The following is a 15,338-nucleotide window of genomic DNA, read 5'->3' on the forward strand; positions in this document are numbered from 1 at the left end:
TGATGAAGCCGCCACTCAGCGTGTTAACCCTGTGCCTGTTGCTCGGCGCCTGCGGCACCCCGGCCCAGCGCCCCGACAGCGGCATCCAGCCGCCGGCCGCCTGGCAATCGCCGCACACCGCAGGCGCTGTCCATGATAACCAGCAATGGTGGAACCGCTTCGGCAGCCCGCAACTGGGTCGCCTGATCGAACAGGCGCGGCTCGGCAGCTACGACCTGGCCGCCGCCATCGCAAGAGTGCGCCAGGCCCAGGCCGACACGGTGATTGCCGGCGGCTCTCAACTGCCCGAGGTCAAGGCCGGGGTCAACGCCAACCGCCAGAAACTGCTGCGCGGCAGCGGCTACAGTCAACTCGATGCCGACAGCGATAACGACGCCGTCGACTACTTCACGGCGAACCTGGTTGCCAGCTACGAAATCGATTTCTGGGGTGGCCAGCGTGCCACTCGCGACAATGCGCAATTCAGTCTGCAAGCCAGCGAGTTCGATCAGGCCACGGTGGAGCTGACGTTGCTCAGCGGCGTGGCCAACGGCTACGCGCAAGCCTTGTCGTTGCAGGAGCAGAGCCGCATCGCCGAATTGAATCTGGCCAATGCCCAAAGCGTGTTGAAACTGGTGCAAACCCGTTTCGATTCGGGTTCGGCCACGGCCCTGGAACTGGCGCAGCAAAAAAGCCTGGTGGCGGCGCAACAACGCCAGCTGCCGCTGGTGCGGCAACAGGCCGAGGAGGCGCGGATCAGCCTCGCCGCCCTGCTCGGCCGCCCGGTTCAGGCGCTGTCGTTGGGTCAGGAACGCTTCGATCAACTGACCTGGCCGGCGATTGATGCCGGGGTGCCCAGTCAGTTGCTCAGCCGCCGTCCGGACATTGCCCGGGCCGAGGCGCAACTGGCCGCCGCCCAGGCCGACGTCACCGTCGCCCGGGCCGCGATGCTGCCGACCGTAACCCTCACCGCCGAAATCGGCTCCGGCGCCAACCGGGCCGACGACATTCTGCGCAGCCCCTTCTACAACCTCACCGCCGGGCTGCTCGCGCCGGTGTTCAACAACGGCCGCCTCGCTGCCCAGCGCGACAAGGCCACGGCGCGCCAGGAAGAACTGCTGGAGACCTATCGCGGCGCGATCATCAACGGCTTCGCCGACGTCGAAAAAGCCCTCAACAGCATTCGCGGACTGGATGCACAGCGCGGCTGGCAGAGTGAAGAACTGAGCCAGGCGCAGACCGCGTTCAACATCGCGCAAAGCCGTTATCAGGCCGGGGCCGAGGATTTGCTGACGGTGCTGGAAACCCAGCGCACGCTGTATGCGGCGCAGGATTTGAACGTGCAACTGCGCCTGTCGCGGATGCAGGCGAGTATTGCCCTGTACAAGGCGTTGGGTGGGGGGTGGCAGGTTCGTTAGTTGTGGTGCCTGTCAGGACGCCATCGCGAGCAAGCTCGCTCCCACAGGGATTGGGGCATGACGCATGACTTGAACATGACACAAAACCTGTGGGAGCGAGCTTGCTCGCGATTGAACGATAACGCGGTATCAAGCCTGGCTCTGTCTAGCCTTCAAATTGCGCGCATACCACGGCCGCTGCGGCACCTTGCGGAACAAGTCCTTCAGCTTCTTCTCGTCCTCGCCAAAGGTGATACGCAGCGCCAGCTTCATGGTTTCCGGGTCCATTTCCACTGACTTGCCCGCCTGCAACCCCGGCGTGGCGCTGCAACCGTGGGTACTCGGGCCTAGCCAGGGGTCATCGATCTCGACCCAGCGCCCCGGCGCGAACCATTGCACGCCGTTGACCTGCAGCCGACTGACCTGCCCCGGATGAAAACGCTCGTGGGCGCGGAACCAGTCTTCCAGGCGATCATCGATCCAGCCGTGAAAATGCCAGAACACCGGGCTGACATGAGAAGAAAACGGGTCGCCGAGAAAATCGTTTTCCGGTGCAAACCAGCGTGCGGAAAAGTCCGAAGGATCCCGGGCGAACGGCACCGGCTGACCGTTCGACGGATCACGGGGCACCGAAGCCCAGCGCATGTGCAGCCAGTCGTGCAGGCCCAGTTCGACCTCCGAGCCGAACTGGCCGAGGGTCAGCGTCGACAGGTAACGGGGGTCGCGGTAGCGGGATTCCCAGACCTGGAAATTGCTGTGATACGTCTCGCCGGTCTTGATGTCACTAACCCATTGCGTGTACTCGTCATCGTCCTCGGCCAGCCAGGTCGGCGGCAAAGCGGTGCCGTCATGGTTGTCGAAGTAACGCGCAAAGCCGAGCCGGTCCCGCGCCAGCTCCGGTTGCGGCAACGGGAAGTGCGTCCAGGACGGCAGGTCCTGCATCGAGCGCGCCGTGCCGAGCATGTGCCGATGCATGAAGAAAAAGTCCACGCCCGAGCCGTTGCGATCCTTGCGCTCGCCACGAGCATCGCGCTCCTGGTCCCGGGGCCCGGGTTGCCAGCCGAGCCCGCGCAAGGCGCCGCGCTGGTCCTCGGACAGCTTGTGCCACTTGTCCCGGGAGGCATGCCAGAGCTGGTGAAACAGCCGATGTTCCGGGGACACCAGCCAGGCGAGCAAGGTCGGATTGAGGCCGGCGCGCTCGCGGGCTTCAGGGAATACCCGTTTGACTGCAATGAATCGATTGTCCTGGGCCGTCAGCATCAGCGGCCGGTTCAGGTCCAGCACACGCCCACTGAGACTGCCGCTGCCGGCGTTACCGAAACCGGCCCAGACCTCGTCCAGAGTCATGTCGAATTCGTAATCGCAGCAGCCGCTGGCGCCCAACAATCGCCAGGCCAGCTGCTTAGGGTTAGCCCCGGACAGATCGCCGAGCACCCGGTAACGGGGCTCCTCGGTGGAGCGCAAACGCTCGGCGGTGTCGAGAAAACCCACGACCCCGCGGCCTTTGTGGCCGATGTCGATAAACACTTCGAGGCCTTCGAGCGGCAAACCTTCGATACCGGCGTCACGACCTTCGAAACGAATCTGCCAGACCCCGCGCAAGGTATCCGCCATGCGTTGGCCGGCAACATCCGCCACGTCGAACGAGGCTTCGCCGGGGGTGATCGTCGGGTCCGGCCTGGTCAATTCGCGATGCCCGTAATACGCCGCCGGCACGGCGGCACCGGTCAGCGCCAGACCCGCGAGGAACCATCGTCGAGAAATCGTCATTGCCCTACCTGTGTCAGCCATGGAGCAGGCTTTATCCAAGCTAGAACGTTTGTTGCACCGACAAATTTACGGTGCTTTGAAAGATCGCAGCCTTCGGCAGCTCCTACAGGTTTATGCCGATCCAATGTAGGAGCTGCCGCAGGCTGCGATCTTTTGGGATCAACCTAAATTCCATGGCCAGCCACTCGTTCCCCCCAGATAGCAAAGGCCCCTGCGCCTGATCCGGGGCGGCGAACCTGACTGAGACGGCAATGACAAAACCACGTTCGAAAAAGGCTCTTTTCATCGGCCTGCCGCTGGCCCTGGCGATCAGCGCGGGGGCAGGCTTCGCGGCCTGGGATTACGGGTTCAGGGATAACCCCGGCTACCCGGTCAAGGTGATGAAACAGGCCGATCAGTTGCAGGAACGCATCCTCTCGTTCGACAGCCACATCACCGTGCCCATGGACTTCGGCACCGCCGGCAACGAAGTCGACAAGGACGGCGAAGGCCAGTTCGACCTGGTCAAGACTGGTCGCGGGCGCTTGTCCGGTGCTGCGCTGACGATTTTCGGCTGGCCGGAAATCTGGAACGGTCCCAACGCCCCTCATCGCCCAACCGCCGGCTTCGTCGACGAAGCCCGCTTTGAGCAGGAAACCCGCTACAAGATCATCAGCGCGATGGTGCGTGACTTCCCCAATCAAGTGGCCATCGCCTACACCCCCGACGACTTCCGCCGCCTGCACGGCGAGGGCAAGTTCGCGGTGTTCATCAGCATGCTCAACGCCTACCCGCTGGGCAGTGATCTCAACGCCCTGGACAAGTGGGCCGCGCGCGGCATGCGCATGTTCGGCTTCAGCTACGTGGGCAACAACGCCTGGGCCGATTCGTCGCGGCCGCTGCCGTTCTTCAACGATTCGCGGGATGCCTTGGGCGGGCTGTCGGACATCGGCAAGCAAGCGGTGCATCGCCTCAACGACCTGGGCGTGATCATCGATGTGTCGCAGATGTCGACCAAGGCCCTGGAGCAAGTGGCGCAACTGAGCCGCACGCCGATGGTCGCCTCCCACTCGGCGCCGCGCGCCCTGGTGGACATCCCGCGCAACCTCAGCGACCCGGAAATGCAACTGATCAAGAACAGCGGCGGCGTGGTGCAGATTGTCGGCTTCCCGACCTACATCCGCCCGCTGAGCCAGGCCACCCAGGACAAGCTCAACGCCCTGCGCGCCCGTTTCGACCTGCAACCGCTGCAAGGTCTGGAGATGGCCCTGATGCCCGGCGACCCGGTGATCACCGTCTGGCCCGAGCAGCGCTTCGGCGAGTACGCCAGCCAGCTCTATTCGATCCTCGACGAAGAACCCAAGGCCACCCTCAAGGACTACGGCGATGCAATCGACTACACAGTGAAAAAAATCGGCATCGACCACGTCGGCATCAGTTCCGACTTCAACGACGGCGGCGGCCTCGACGGCTGGAAAGACGTCAGCGAGGCCCGCAACGTGACCGCCGAACTGATCAGCCGCGGCTACAGCGACGCCGACATCGCCAAGCTCTGGGGCGGCAACTTCATGCGGGTCTGGGACCAGGTGCAGAAGTCCTCCCGGCCTGTGGTCCAGAACTGATTTTCATCTATTGCCAAAGCGAACCGAATCCATGACCAACCGTCGTTCATTCCTCAAGCAGGCCGGCATCCTCGCGGCCGGCATCCCCCTGGCCTCCGCCGTGAGCCTGCCGGCACGGGCCGCCAGCCCCGCGCCACTGCCCAAGGACAAATGGGACCAGTTGCGCCAGTTGTTCACCCAAGACCCGAACTACCTGCACTTCGCCAACTTCCTGGTGACCTCGCACCCGCTTCCCGTGCGTGAAGCCATCGAGATGCACCGCGCCAATCTCGACCGCAACCCGGGCCTGGCCATGGACTGGCATCGCGGCGAAACCGAACGCCGCGAGGAAGAGGTGCGCGTGTGGGCCGGTCGTTACCTGAAGGCCAAGCCGTCGCAGATCGCCCTGACCGGCAGCACCACCGAAGGCCTGGCGATGATCTACGCCGGCATCCACGTGCGCCCGGACCAGGAGATCCTCACCAGCGAACACGAGCACTACGCCGCCAACAGCGTGTTCGAATACCGCACCCGGAAGGACGGCACCCAGGTTCGCAAGATCAAGTTGTTCGAAGACCCGTACAAGGTCTCGACCGCCGAAGTGCTGGCCGCGATTGAACGCAACATCCGCCCTGAAACCCGGGTGCTGGGCATGACCTGGGTGCACTCCGGCAGCGGCGTGAAATTGCCCATCGGCGAAATCGGCAAACTGGTGGAGGAGAAAAACCGAGGCCGCGCCGACAAGGACCGCATCCTTTACGTGATCGATGGCGTCCACGGCTTCGGCGTGGAGAACGTCGATTTCCCGGACATGCACTGCGACTTCTTCATTGCCGGCACCCACAAATGGATGTTCGGCCCACGGGGCACCGGGATCATCTGCGCCCGCTCCGACGAGCTCAAGGACGTGACCCCGACCATCCCGACCTTCTCCGAAGCCACCCAGTTCTCCACGGTGATGACCTACGGCGGCTACCACTCGTTCGAACACCGCTGGGCACTGACCGAAGCCTTCAAATTGCACCTGGAGCTGGGCAAGGCCGAGGTCGCAACGCGCATTCACGCCATCAACAGCTACCTGAAGAAACGCTTGCAGGCACACCCGTCGGTGGAGCTGGTCACACCGCTATCACCGGAGTATTCCGCCGGTTTCACCTTCTTCCGCATCAAGAACCGGGACTGCGAGGAAGTCGCCAACTACCTGATGGATCAGCGCGTGGTGTGCGATGCCGTCGACCGCGATGTCGGGCCGATCATTCGTGTGTCGCCGGGGCTGCTCAATACCGAAGCGCACATCGACAAGTTGATGGAGCTAATGGCCAGCAAATTCTGAACTGTCGACCCCTTTGAGTGAGAACCCGCATGAAAAACATCCTGATAATGCTGGCACTGCTCGGTAGTACCGTGCCCGGCCTCGCCCAGGCCTACACCGCGCCATTGCCCGGCAAGGTCTTCAAGGATTGCCGTAACTGCCCGGAAATGGTCGTGCTGCCCGCCGGCACCTTCACCATGGGCACACCGGACGACGAGGTCGGCCGCGAGCCTGATGAAGGCCCGATGCATGAGGTGACGTTCGACAAACCCTTCGCCATGAGCCGCTACCAGATCACCGCCGGCGAATGGGCCCAATACATGAAGGAAACCAGGATCACCCTGCCCGATGGCGACACCCGCCCCGGCCGCGAGTGCATCAACAGCAAGCCGCGTTATCCACAGGGCCCGCGTCAGCCGGCGGTGTGCATGAACTTCGCCGAGGTCAGTGCCTACGTCGCCTGGCTGTCGATGAAGACCGGCCAGCACTACCACATCGTCAGCGAGGCCCAGCGCGAGTACGCGGCCCGTGCCGGGTCAACGGGAGCGTTCCCCTTCCCGTTCGACCCGGGCACCGAGTACAGCATCGCCACCCATGCCAACACCTATGGCCCTACCGATGGCTACAGCTATTCCTCACCGGTGGGCAGCTATCCGGCGAATGCCTTCGGCATGTACGACATGCACGGCAACGTCTACGAATGGATCGCCGACTGCTACCACCCGGACTACGTCGGCGCGCCCACCGACGGCAGCGCCTGGACCGAACCGAACTGCGACACCCTGCGCATCCGTGGCAACGACTGGGGCGAAGCGCCAGTGTTTTCCCGTTCGGGCAACCGCAATGACATCGACCCGCAAACCCGTGGTGACTGGATCGGTTTCCGTGTAGTACGCGACCTGACACCCAACCTCTGACTGCCATTATCAAAGGCATCCCCAGCGGCCACCGCCAGTCGGTGGCCGTCTAAATTAAACGCCTGACCGCACGTTCTACTGGGTATCTGCCTCAAGCCCCAAGGAACCCTCTGCTCATGACCCAGCCAACGCGCGGTGCAATTCATGAATTGTTCACCCTCCTAAAACCGTTCCGGCTCGTCGTCAGTCTGTCGATCCTCCTGGGTATGGTGGGTGGCCTGAGCGTGACGGTGTTGCTGGCCACGATCAACAACGCGCTGCACTCGCCGGATGGCCTGACCCAAGGCGTGGTCGCGCTGTTCGGCGGCCTGTGCCTGCTGGCCCTGGGCAGTTCGATCTGCTCGGACATCGGCACCAACTACGTCGGCCAGCACATCATTGCCAGGCTGCGCAAAACGCTGGGGGAAAAAGTACTCTCGGCGCCCATCGAGCAGATCGAGCGCTACCGCAGCCACCGGCTGATCCCGGTGCTGACCCACGACGTCGACACCATCAGCGACTTCGCCTTCGCCTTCGCGCCGCTGGCGATTTCCCTGACCGTGACCCTCGGCTGCATGGGCTACCTGGCGATGTTGTCGTGGCCGATGTTCCTGATGATGGTGCTGGCGATTGCCATCGGCACCGGCATCCAGTTCTACGCGCAGGGCAAGGGCATCCGGGGCTTCATGGCCGCCCGCGACGCCGAAGACGAACTGCAAAAGCACTACAACGCTATTGCCGGCGGCGCCAAGGAGTTGCGCATCCACCGCCCGCGCCGCCAGCGCATGTTCGTCAAGGGCATCCAGGGCACCGCCGATTTCATCTGTAACACCCAGGTGCGCTCGATCAACACCTTCGTGATCGCCAAGACCCTGGGCTCGATGCTGTTCTTCGTGGTCATCGGCCTGGCGCTGGCCCTGCAATCGTTCTGGCCCAGTGCCGACCAGGCAGTGATGAGCGGTTTCGTGCTGGTGCTGCTGTACATGAAAGGCCCGATCGAGCACTTGGTCAGCACCTTGCCGATCGTAAGCCGGGCGCGCATCGCTTTCCGCCGCATCGCCGAACTGTCGAGCCAGTTCTCCTCGCCCGAGCCGCACCTGCTACTCAATGACAAAGGCACCTCGCCGACCGTGGTCAACCGTCTGCAACTGGACAACGTCAGCTACGCCTTCCCCGCCGCACCGGGCAGCGATGCGTTTCGCCTGGGCCCGGTGAACCTGACCATCGAGCAAGGCGACATCATTTTCATCGTCGGCGAAAACGGCTGCGGCAAGACCACCCTGATCAAGTTGCTGCTGGGCCTCTACGCGCCACAACAGGGTGAAATCCGGCTCAACGGCCAAGGCATCGATGCGCACAATCGCGACGACTACCGCCAGTTGTTCACCACGATTTTTGCCGACTACTACCTGTTCGATGACGTGGTGCAGGGCGACCAGCACATCCCCGAAGATGCCAACGCCTACCTGCAACGGCTGGAGATCGCGCACAAGGTCAGCGTCAGGGACGGCAGTTTCACCACCACCGACCTGTCCACCGGCCAGCGCAAGCGCCTGGCGCTGGTCAATGCCTGGCTGGAAGAACGCCCGGTGCTGGTGTTCGACGAATGGGCCGCCGACCAGGACCCGACCTTCCGCCGCATCTTCTACACCGAGCTGCTACCGGACCTCAAACGCCTGGGCAAAACCATCATCGTCATCTCCCACGACGACCGCTATTTCGACATGGCCGATCAACTGGTGCGCATGGAATCGGGCCGGGTTGTCACCGAGCGCGCAACCGCCTGACCGTCGTTGCCGCGCGCAAATCATTGTTTTTTTGAAGTTTGTTTTCCGGTTTAGCCAAAGTGGTACGTCTAATAATAATTATCATTAACTAAAAACTGCACACACCATTCTGGAGCGATTCGAGCAATGCAAAGCCTTACTCTGTCCCGCGCACCCTTGGCGTTAGCCATCGAACGGCAAAAGAAATTCCGAACGGTCGTGCCGGGCGCGCTGCTGACCCTGTTGCTGCTGGGTACGTCCCAGGTCGAGGCAGCCCCGGTGAACGTCAATGTGCCGGTTCAATCGCTGGCCAGTGCTTTGCGCCAACTGGGCCAGCAAACCAATCTGCAGATTCTCTACAGCCAGGACATGGTCAACGGCATCAAGTCCACGGCGGTGTCCGGCAACATGGAACCGGAACAGGCACTGAAAACCTTGCTGCTGGGGAGCGGCATCAATTTTCAGTTGAATGGCAACACCGTGTCGCTGGTGCCAGCGGTCGGTGACTCCAGTACATTGCAGCTGGGTGCGACGTCCATCACCGGCGTGGCGTTGGGGCCGACCACCGAAGGTACGCACTCCTACACCAGCGATGAAGTGACCATCGGCAAAGGCAACATCAAGGTCAAGGACATCCCGCAGTCGGTGTCCGTCGTCACGCGCCAGCGCATGGACGACCAGAACCTGAACAGCCTGCAGGACGCCCTGCGTCAGGTCACCGGCGTGACCATCAAGACCTACAACTCCGGCTCCAGCCTCAATGACATCTACATGCGTGGTTTCCTCGTCGATCAGGTGCAGGTCGACGGCGTCTCGCAGCCCACTGGCCAGGGCGACATGGCCACCAGTTTCGACCTCGCGATGTATGACCGCATCGAAGTGCTGCGCGGCCCGTCGGGCCTGTACCAGGGCGCTGGCGAACCCGGCGGTACGGTCAACGTGGTGCGCAAGCGTGCCCTGAGCAAATTCGCCCTCGGTGGCGAACTGGCCGCTGGCTCTTACGATCGCTACCGCTCTTCGGTGGACGTCACCGGCCCGTTGAACGACCAGGGTACCGTGCGCGGTCGCTTCATCACCGCCTACGAGAACAACAAGTCGTTCGTCAACTACGCGCAGAACGAACGCCCGATGGTCTACGGCCGCCTGGAGTTCGACCTCGACCCGACCACCACCCTGTCGGTCGGCGGCGCTTACCAGCAGAACCACTCTACCCCGGCCTTCGGCTTGCCGGCCTACGCCGACGGCAGATTGCTCAACGTGCCGCGCTCGACCTTCGTCGATGCCAAGTGGAACACCCTAGACGAAAAAGTCTGGGAAACCTTCGCTGAACTCGACCACGAACTGGACAACGGCGGTCAGTTCAAGACCACCCTGACCTACCGCGACGCCGAAACCCCGGAGCGTAACTTTACCTGGGCCGACGGCGCGGTCGACCCGGCCACCGGTGACAGCTGGGCCGTGGCCTACGACTACTACACCCACATCAAGACCATCGGCGTCGACAGCTTCGTCACCACGCCGTTCGAGTTCGCCAATCGCCGGCACGAGTTCACCGTGGGCGCCGAGTACCAGCACCTGGACAGGGACTTCACCTACGGCGGCGGCGAGTACTTCCCGATCAACGTGTTCGATCCGGGCAGCATCGACATTCCCCACAACGACTATGCGCACGTCAACGGCAACTGGTCCAAGTCCGACCAGTACGGTGTCTACACCCGTGCCAAGTTCAACGTCACCGACTGGCTCGACGTCATCGGCGGCAGCCGTGTGACCTGGTACGAAAGCGACGCGAAGAACGCCAACGCCTTCTTCAACAACTTCGGCGAAGCCCACACCAGCATCAACCGCAAAGTCGTACCGTACGGCGCCATCATAGGCAAGATCACCCCGGAACTGTCGACCTACTTCAGCTACACCGGCGTGTTCAAACCCCAGAGCGAAATCGGCACGGACGGCCAGCCGGTCGGCCCGCGCGAAGGCAAGCAGTACGAGATCGGCCTCAAGCGCGAATTCTACGACGGACGCCTGAACGCCAGCATCGCCGCCTTTCGCATCTACGATGAAAACCGCGCCGAATACGACAATACCTCTGGCGCCTACATGACCGAAGGCAAGGCCCGCAGCCAGGGTTGGGAAACCGAGTTGAGCGGCAACCTGACCGAGAACTGGAGCATCGTCACCGGTTACGCCTACACCTCCACCAAGTTCCTGGACGGCGATCAGGCCAACAAAGGCAAGACCTTCAGCACCATCACGCCCAGGCACAACTTCAACCTGTGGAACAAGTACGAGTTCACCGACGGTCCGCTCAAGGACTTCAGCGTCGGCGGTGGCGTGCGTGTGGTCAGCGACACCTACTACCAGCGTGACGTGAAGTTCCAGCAAGGTGGCTTTGCCATCGCCACGGCGCAGGTCGGCTACAAGTTCAACGAAAACCTGTCGTCGACACTGACCGCCAACAACCTGTTCGACCGCAAGTACTACGACCGCGTCGATGCCTCCTGGGGCACCAACTTCTACGGCGACCCGCGCACCCTGACCCTGAGCCTGCGCGCGCAGTATTGATTGCCGGCTGCATCAACAGCCATACCCCACCGGGCCGCTTGCGGCCCGGTGCTGACTCGCTGACGAACCGCAAAGGTAATGCGCGTTTGTTGCGCCGGGTTCAGGAGTCGACCTTGCAATCGTGCGCGTCGGCCCTGAGCTGCTCGGTATCGACGCGGACAAACGTGGAATCCCCGACAGCGGTCAGGACATCCCCGGCGAAGACCTCACAGATGACCCGGCTTTTGCGCCCGACCTCGCCCTCGACTCTTGCACGCAGTGTCAGGGGGACACCCATCGGGGTGGGCTTGATGTACTTGATGCCCAGGTTACCGGTGACGCATGTAACGTGGGGCAGGCTGCCCACCTCGCGCTGTTCTGCCCGGTAGTGATAAGCCATCGCCGCCCAGTTTGAGTGGCAATCGACCAGCATCGCGATCAAACCGCCGTAAACCAGTCCCGGCCAACCGCAGTACTTTTCATCCGGCATATGCTGCGCCATGACATGCACTCCGTCTTCATGCCAGAAGCTCTTGATGTGCAGCCCGTGCGGGTTCTGGCTGCCGCAGCCATAACAAACGCCTTCAGGCGCGGCGATGTCTTGAAGCGAAGTGTCCTGCGTGGTCATACCGTGTTCATCCTTAATACTGGTGGCAAATCGTCGTGGTTGAAAGCGAACCGGGTCGCCCCGGTTCGCACCGTCTGATCAATATTGGCAAAAGCGAATCCGATTACCGAACGGGTCGTAGACTTGCAACTCCTTGCCCCAGCCCTGCTGAACAATATCCGGGCGTCCGTAGCCATAGCGCTTGCCGAGCAACTCGTCCCGCAGCAGTTCGATATTTTTCATCGGCACGAATACCGTCGAGCCTGGGCTGGCGTCGCCATGATGTTCGGAAAGGTGCAGCTGCAGACCGTCGCGACTGATGCCCAGGTACAGCGGCAGATCAGCCTCGAAGCGGTGCTCGAATTCGACGCTGAACCCCAGGAAATCCAGATAGAACTCGCGCGCCTTGGCTTCGTCGAACATCCGCAGGATTGGAATGGGTTTGTCGAAAGTCGCAGCAGGCGTGGACGGGGTACTAGCCTGGGCAAGCATCGCCGACGCGGTGTTCCAGTCCTTGTAGCCCAGTTGCTGCGCGACCAGCTCCAGCGCGGTGGAATGGGTCACCACTTGATTGCGTTCCTCCAGCGAGGCGCGCAACTGCTTGGCCATTTGCTTGGCTTGCTCGATTGAAAACATGGCTGCTCCTGTAGCCGAGATGCCTTGGTGCTCGCATTGCCAAACCTCGACCGTCAAGAGAGGTGAAAAGGTTTGTAGAAGGAGGAGATGTTTTCACCTTTCCCAACGGGAGCGAGCGGCGGGCAGCATCGGGCCGAAGCCGATCATACATAGCCGATGCGGGATGCGGAAGATGTGCCCCGCTGCCGCCCGCGCCCGAGGCCTGTGGTTTATGCCTTCAGCCGTGAGCATTGCTGAAACACAAATGCGCCCACGCTCGCTGCACAGGCGAGCCACTCGCAAGCCACCTGCCGATGCGTGAACGGACCGAACACGTCGTCCATGGATCAGGGATATTCCTGCCGAGCATGCAACACGCTCAATATCTCGATTCGATCCATCACTTGGTAAACCACCAGGTAGTTGGGGTGCACGACAATCTCCCGAGTGCCGGGTACTCGACCGAATCGATAAAGGTAGGGATGTTCGGGAAGGGCCGATGTAGCAGCCTCAATGACTTGAAATAGCTCGCTGGCCGCTACGAAGTTTCGGTCGCCAATGTAGTTCAGGATTTGCCAGAGTTCGGCCCGTGCTTCGGGCCGCCACTCAACCAGCATCGTGCTTGTTGCGCTTTGATTCGATGAGGGCTCGCATATCGGCCATCACCTGATCGTGCGGGACATTCTGGCGCGGGTCGTCAATCGAAGCTTGCACCTTGGCGCGGAACCAACGGTCATAGCTGGCGGCCTGCTCTTTGGTCTCAAACTCTGAAACGATGGGGGAAAGTTCGGCGCTCATAATGGCCTCCGGGGTCAATGGGTAGCAGTCTAATCGGTATCGGGGGCGCTGTCGTCGATCGCAAGATGAAGTGTCATTTGCCAAACCGACCAATGCGTAACGTCAGATAGTAAGGGCTGTACTTCCGACGGCCAACCGCAAACTCTCGTAGGATTCTTCCTGCCGACTCCGAGGATTCCAACGCTCTCTGACAAGGCATGACAACAGGTTAAAAACCACTCGATAGCGCCTGTTTAAGCGGCCTACAGGTTACTTCGTGAAAGCCACAACGCCTTGCGTCGTTGCCTACAGGTACGCCAGAATCCGCCGGCTTGTGCGCCTTGGGGGTCGTCGGTAACTTGAGCCCGTCACTGATTGTCAGTGATCGGGTTTAGTAGCCCGTGGTTACTCAAGGTGCATAGCCCATCAAACAGTCAGGTATCCCATCCCTGCACTTTATGGTGGCTGTGTGCAGGGCGCCCTTGGGCGCGCCGGCTCCTTGGGTCCCCGGTCTACTAACCTGCGCACAGCTACCACCCTTCTTATTAGTAGAGAAGCGGTGGTAGCTCATACTTACAGGACCCAAATCATGTTCAAAGTGACTCCAAATCCGCCGGGCACCGACCCCGCTTCCCCGAACGAAAGTCCCGACTCCAAACAATTCCACGAAGCCGCCGAACGCGCGCTCAATCACTACCTCAACCCGGGCGCCAACATCATGGCCACACCGCGCACACCCAGCACCATGTTCATCGTCAACCCCGAACTCAGTACCGAAACCCTGCTGGTGCACGCCTGCGAATCGCTGGCGTCGGCCAATGTCATGGCCAACGATCTGGTGGATCATCTGGAGGGGACGAGTCGCAATGCGCTGCTGGGGATTGCGCAGGTGATCATGCTGGGGGAACTGGCGGTGAATCGGGCGCTGGATCGGCTTGATCCGCCTTAGTTATCCGAGTCAGCGCAAAACAACCTGTGGGAGCGAGCTTGCTCGCGATGGCGGTGTGTCAGACACATCAATGTTGAATGTGCTGCCGCTATCGCGAGCAAGCTCGCTCCCACAGGGGGACGGCGTAGTTGATCACTACGCCATACATCAGGACAGACTCTCACCGATCTGCGCAGCCAGTTGCACCAGCATCCCCGGCACTTCCTGAACCATCTCGCCCATGCGCGCAAAGTCGTGGGTCATGCCGGCCTTCACCTCCAGCACAACGGGTTGGCCCCCGGTCCGCAGTTTCTCGGCCCAGGCCAGACCTTCATCGAGCAATGGATCGTACTCGGCCAGCCACAGGATGGTGGGCGTCAGCCGTTGCACGCACTCGGCGTACAGCGGCGAAAAACGCCAGTCGGCACGGTCGGCCTCGCTGCGTTGGTACTGCTGGTAAAACCATTCCAGCGTGGTGGCTTCCAGCAGATAGCCTTCTGCGAATCGCTCAACGGACGGACGCTTTTTTACCGCGTCAATCACCGGGTACAGCAACACTTGCAGGCGCGGCACCAGCGGCCAGCCCAATGGGTCCTGGGCAATGGCGATGCACAGCGATGCCACCAGGCTGCCGCCGACGCTGTCCCCGGCCAGCGCTATACGACTCGCGTCCAGGCCCAGTGCCTTGGCTCCGGTGATGGCGAGCCAGCGCGTCACGTCCTCGGCATCTTGGTAAGCGGTGGGAAAACGGTGTTCCGGCGCCAGGCGATAATCCGCCGACAACACGGCAAACTCCCCCGCCAGCGCCAGGCGCCGGCACAGGGTGTCGTGGGAATCGAGGCTGCCCACCACGTAACCGCCGCCATGCAAGTACAGCAACACCGGGCGCGGTTCGCTGTCCGGTTGCGGTTTGGCGTACAGCCGCGCGTTCAGCACATGCCCGTCCCGCGCAGGAATGTTGACCGCCTTCAACGTCAACGCGCCAGTCGGCGCCGCATCGAGCAACTGTGAAGTCTGTTCGAACTGCTGTCGCGCTTCGCCGGGGCTCAGCTCATGCATGGGTTGGCTTTTGCCGCTGAGGCGGCCGAACTCGGCCAGCTCTAGAAATCCTTCGATGTCCGGGTGCAGTGCCATGGGCGGTAGTCTCCAAAAATAAACAGGCTCGCC

Annotated in this window: 13 protein-coding genes; 7 read left to right on the top strand and 6 right to left on the bottom strand. The window is 61.9% G+C overall.

What is annotated here, in order from left to right:
- Positions 1-2 precede the first annotated feature (2 nt).
- Positions 3-1,397 carry an efflux transporter outer membrane subunit gene (locus tag AC1D1M_RS25355; protein ID WP_477777735.1) on the top strand — a complete coding sequence of 465 codons (1,395 nt, stop codon included), beginning with the start codon at positions 3-5 and terminating at the stop codon, positions 1,395-1,397.
- A 129-nt stretch (positions 1,398-1,526) separates the two neighbouring features.
- On the opposite strand, the gene pvdP is transcribed toward AC1D1M_RS25355, so the two are convergent.
- Positions 1,527-3,146: a pyoverdine maturation tyrosinase PvdP gene (gene pvdP, locus AC1D1M_RS25360; RefSeq protein ID WP_477777736.1), complete on the bottom strand. Its 1,620-nt coding sequence runs from the start codon at positions 3,144-3,146 to the stop codon at positions 1,527-1,529.
- 251 nt (positions 3,147-3,397) lie between these two features.
- On the opposite strand from pvdP, the gene pvdM reads away from it, so the two are divergent.
- The 5 genes from pvdM to AC1D1M_RS25385 all read left to right on the top strand — a co-directional run bounded on the left by pvdM (position 3,398) and on the right by AC1D1M_RS25385 (position 11,265).
- On the top strand, positions 3,398-4,747 hold the full coding sequence (pvdM, locus tag AC1D1M_RS25365; protein WP_477777737.1) for a pyoverdine-tailoring dipeptidase-like protein PvdM: 1,350 nt from the start codon (positions 3,398-3,400) through the stop codon (positions 4,745-4,747).
- A gap of 31 nt (positions 4,748-4,778) precedes the next feature.
- Positions 4,779-6,059 carry a pyoverdine-tailoring periplasmic protein PvdN gene (gene pvdN / locus AC1D1M_RS25370; protein ID WP_477777738.1) on the top strand — a complete coding sequence of 427 codons (1,281 nt, stop codon included), beginning with the start codon at positions 4,779-4,781 and terminating at the stop codon, positions 6,057-6,059.
- Positions 6,060-6,088: 29 nt separating this feature from the next.
- A complete protein-coding gene (gene pvdO, locus AC1D1M_RS25375) occupies positions 6,089-6,955 on the top strand; it encodes a dihydropyoverdine dehydrogenase (protein ID WP_477777739.1) in 867 nt (288 codons plus the stop codon).
- A gap of 116 nt (positions 6,956-7,071) precedes the next feature.
- The gene (locus tag AC1D1M_RS25380) at positions 7,072-8,721 is read left to right on the top strand and encodes a cyclic peptide export ABC transporter (protein ID WP_477777740.1); all 1,650 of its coding nucleotides are present in this window, start codon (positions 7,072-7,074) and stop codon (positions 8,719-8,721) included.
- Positions 8,722-8,847: 126 nt separating this feature from the next.
- On the top strand, positions 8,848-11,265 hold the full coding sequence (locus AC1D1M_RS25385; RefSeq protein WP_477777741.1) for a TonB-dependent siderophore receptor: 2,418 nt from the start codon (positions 8,848-8,850) through the stop codon (positions 11,263-11,265).
- Between the two features lie 100 nt (positions 11,266-11,365).
- On the opposite strand, the gene AC1D1M_RS25390 is transcribed toward AC1D1M_RS25385, so the two are convergent.
- The 4 genes from AC1D1M_RS25390 to relB all read right to left on the bottom strand — a co-directional run bounded on the left by AC1D1M_RS25390 (position 11,366) and on the right by relB (position 13,264).
- Entirely contained in the window at positions 11,366-11,872 is a 507-nt protein-coding gene (locus tag AC1D1M_RS25390; RefSeq protein WP_477777742.1) for a PaaI family thioesterase, read from the bottom strand.
- A gap of 78 nt (positions 11,873-11,950) precedes the next feature.
- Positions 11,951-12,487 carry a glyoxalase superfamily protein gene (locus AC1D1M_RS25395; RefSeq protein ID WP_477777743.1) on the bottom strand — a complete coding sequence of 179 codons (537 nt, stop codon included), beginning with the start codon at positions 12,485-12,487 and terminating at the stop codon, positions 11,951-11,953.
- A gap of 326 nt (positions 12,488-12,813) precedes the next feature.
- Positions 12,814-13,083: a type II toxin-antitoxin system RelE/ParE family toxin gene (locus AC1D1M_RS25400; RefSeq protein WP_477777744.1), complete on the bottom strand. Its 270-nt coding sequence runs from the start codon at positions 13,081-13,083 to the stop codon at positions 12,814-12,816.
- Complete coding sequence (gene relB, locus AC1D1M_RS25405; RefSeq protein ID WP_477777745.1) at positions 13,073-13,264, bottom strand: type II toxin-antitoxin system RelB family antitoxin; 192 nt, start codon at positions 13,262-13,264, stop codon at positions 13,073-13,075. The genes AC1D1M_RS25400 and relB overlap by 11 nt, the downstream gene beginning before the upstream one ends.
- A gap of 568 nt (positions 13,265-13,832) precedes the next feature.
- Here relB and AC1D1M_RS25410 point away from each other — a divergent pair.
- Entirely contained in the window at positions 13,833-14,192 is a 360-nt protein-coding gene (locus tag AC1D1M_RS25410; RefSeq protein WP_477777746.1) for a DUF6124 family protein, read from the top strand.
- Positions 14,193-14,339: 147 nt separating this feature from the next.
- Here AC1D1M_RS25410 and AC1D1M_RS25415 read toward each other — a convergent pair whose 3' ends face one another.
- Complete coding sequence (locus tag AC1D1M_RS25415; protein WP_477777747.1) at positions 14,340-15,305, bottom strand: alpha/beta hydrolase; 966 nt, start codon at positions 15,303-15,305, stop codon at positions 14,340-14,342.
- Between the last annotated feature and the right edge of the window lie 33 nt (positions 15,306-15,338).

This window comes from Pseudomonas sp. P1_F7, assembly GCF_056405655.1.

What these genes read in the sequence shown, in the direction of transcription:
- AC1D1M_RS25400 (WP_477777744.1), bottom strand. Translation starts at nt 13,083, where the DNA reads ATGCTGGTTGAGTGGCGGCCCGAAGCACGGGCCGAACTCTGGCAAATC.
- pvdN (WP_477777738.1), top strand. Translation starts at nt 4,779, where the DNA reads ATGACCAACCGTCGTTCATTCCTCAAGCAGGCCGGCATCCTCGCGGCC.
- pvdP (WP_477777736.1), bottom strand. Translation starts at nt 3,146, where the DNA reads ATGACGATTTCTCGACGATGGTTCCTCGCGGGTCTGGCGCTGACCGGT.
- AC1D1M_RS25395 (WP_477777743.1), bottom strand. Translation starts at nt 12,487, where the DNA reads ATGTTTTCAATCGAGCAAGCCAAGCAAATGGCCAAGCAGTTGCGCGCC.
- AC1D1M_RS25410 (WP_477777746.1), top strand. Translation starts at nt 13,833, where the DNA reads ATGTTCAAAGTGACTCCAAATCCGCCGGGCACCGACCCCGCTTCCCCG.
- AC1D1M_RS25355 (WP_477777735.1), top strand. Translation starts at nt 3, where the DNA reads ATGAAGCCGCCACTCAGCGTGTTAACCCTGTGCCTGTTGCTCGGCGCC.
- AC1D1M_RS25415 (WP_477777747.1), bottom strand. Translation starts at nt 15,305, where the DNA reads ATGGCACTGCACCCGGACATCGAAGGATTTCTAGAGCTGGCCGAGTTC.
- AC1D1M_RS25390 (WP_477777742.1), bottom strand. Translation starts at nt 11,872, where the DNA reads ATGACCACGCAGGACACTTCGCTTCAAGACATCGCCGCGCCTGAAGGC.
- pvdM (WP_477777737.1), top strand. Translation starts at nt 3,398, where the DNA reads ATGACAAAACCACGTTCGAAAAAGGCTCTTTTCATCGGCCTGCCGCTG.
- AC1D1M_RS25385 (WP_477777741.1), top strand. Translation starts at nt 8,848, where the DNA reads ATGCAAAGCCTTACTCTGTCCCGCGCACCCTTGGCGTTAGCCATCGAA.
- pvdO (WP_477777739.1), top strand. Translation starts at nt 6,089, where the DNA reads ATGAAAAACATCCTGATAATGCTGGCACTGCTCGGTAGTACCGTGCCC.
- AC1D1M_RS25380 (WP_477777740.1), top strand. Translation starts at nt 7,072, where the DNA reads ATGACCCAGCCAACGCGCGGTGCAATTCATGAATTGTTCACCCTCCTA.
- relB (WP_477777745.1), bottom strand. Translation starts at nt 13,264, where the DNA reads ATGAGCGCCGAACTTTCCCCCATCGTTTCAGAGTTTGAGACCAAAGAG.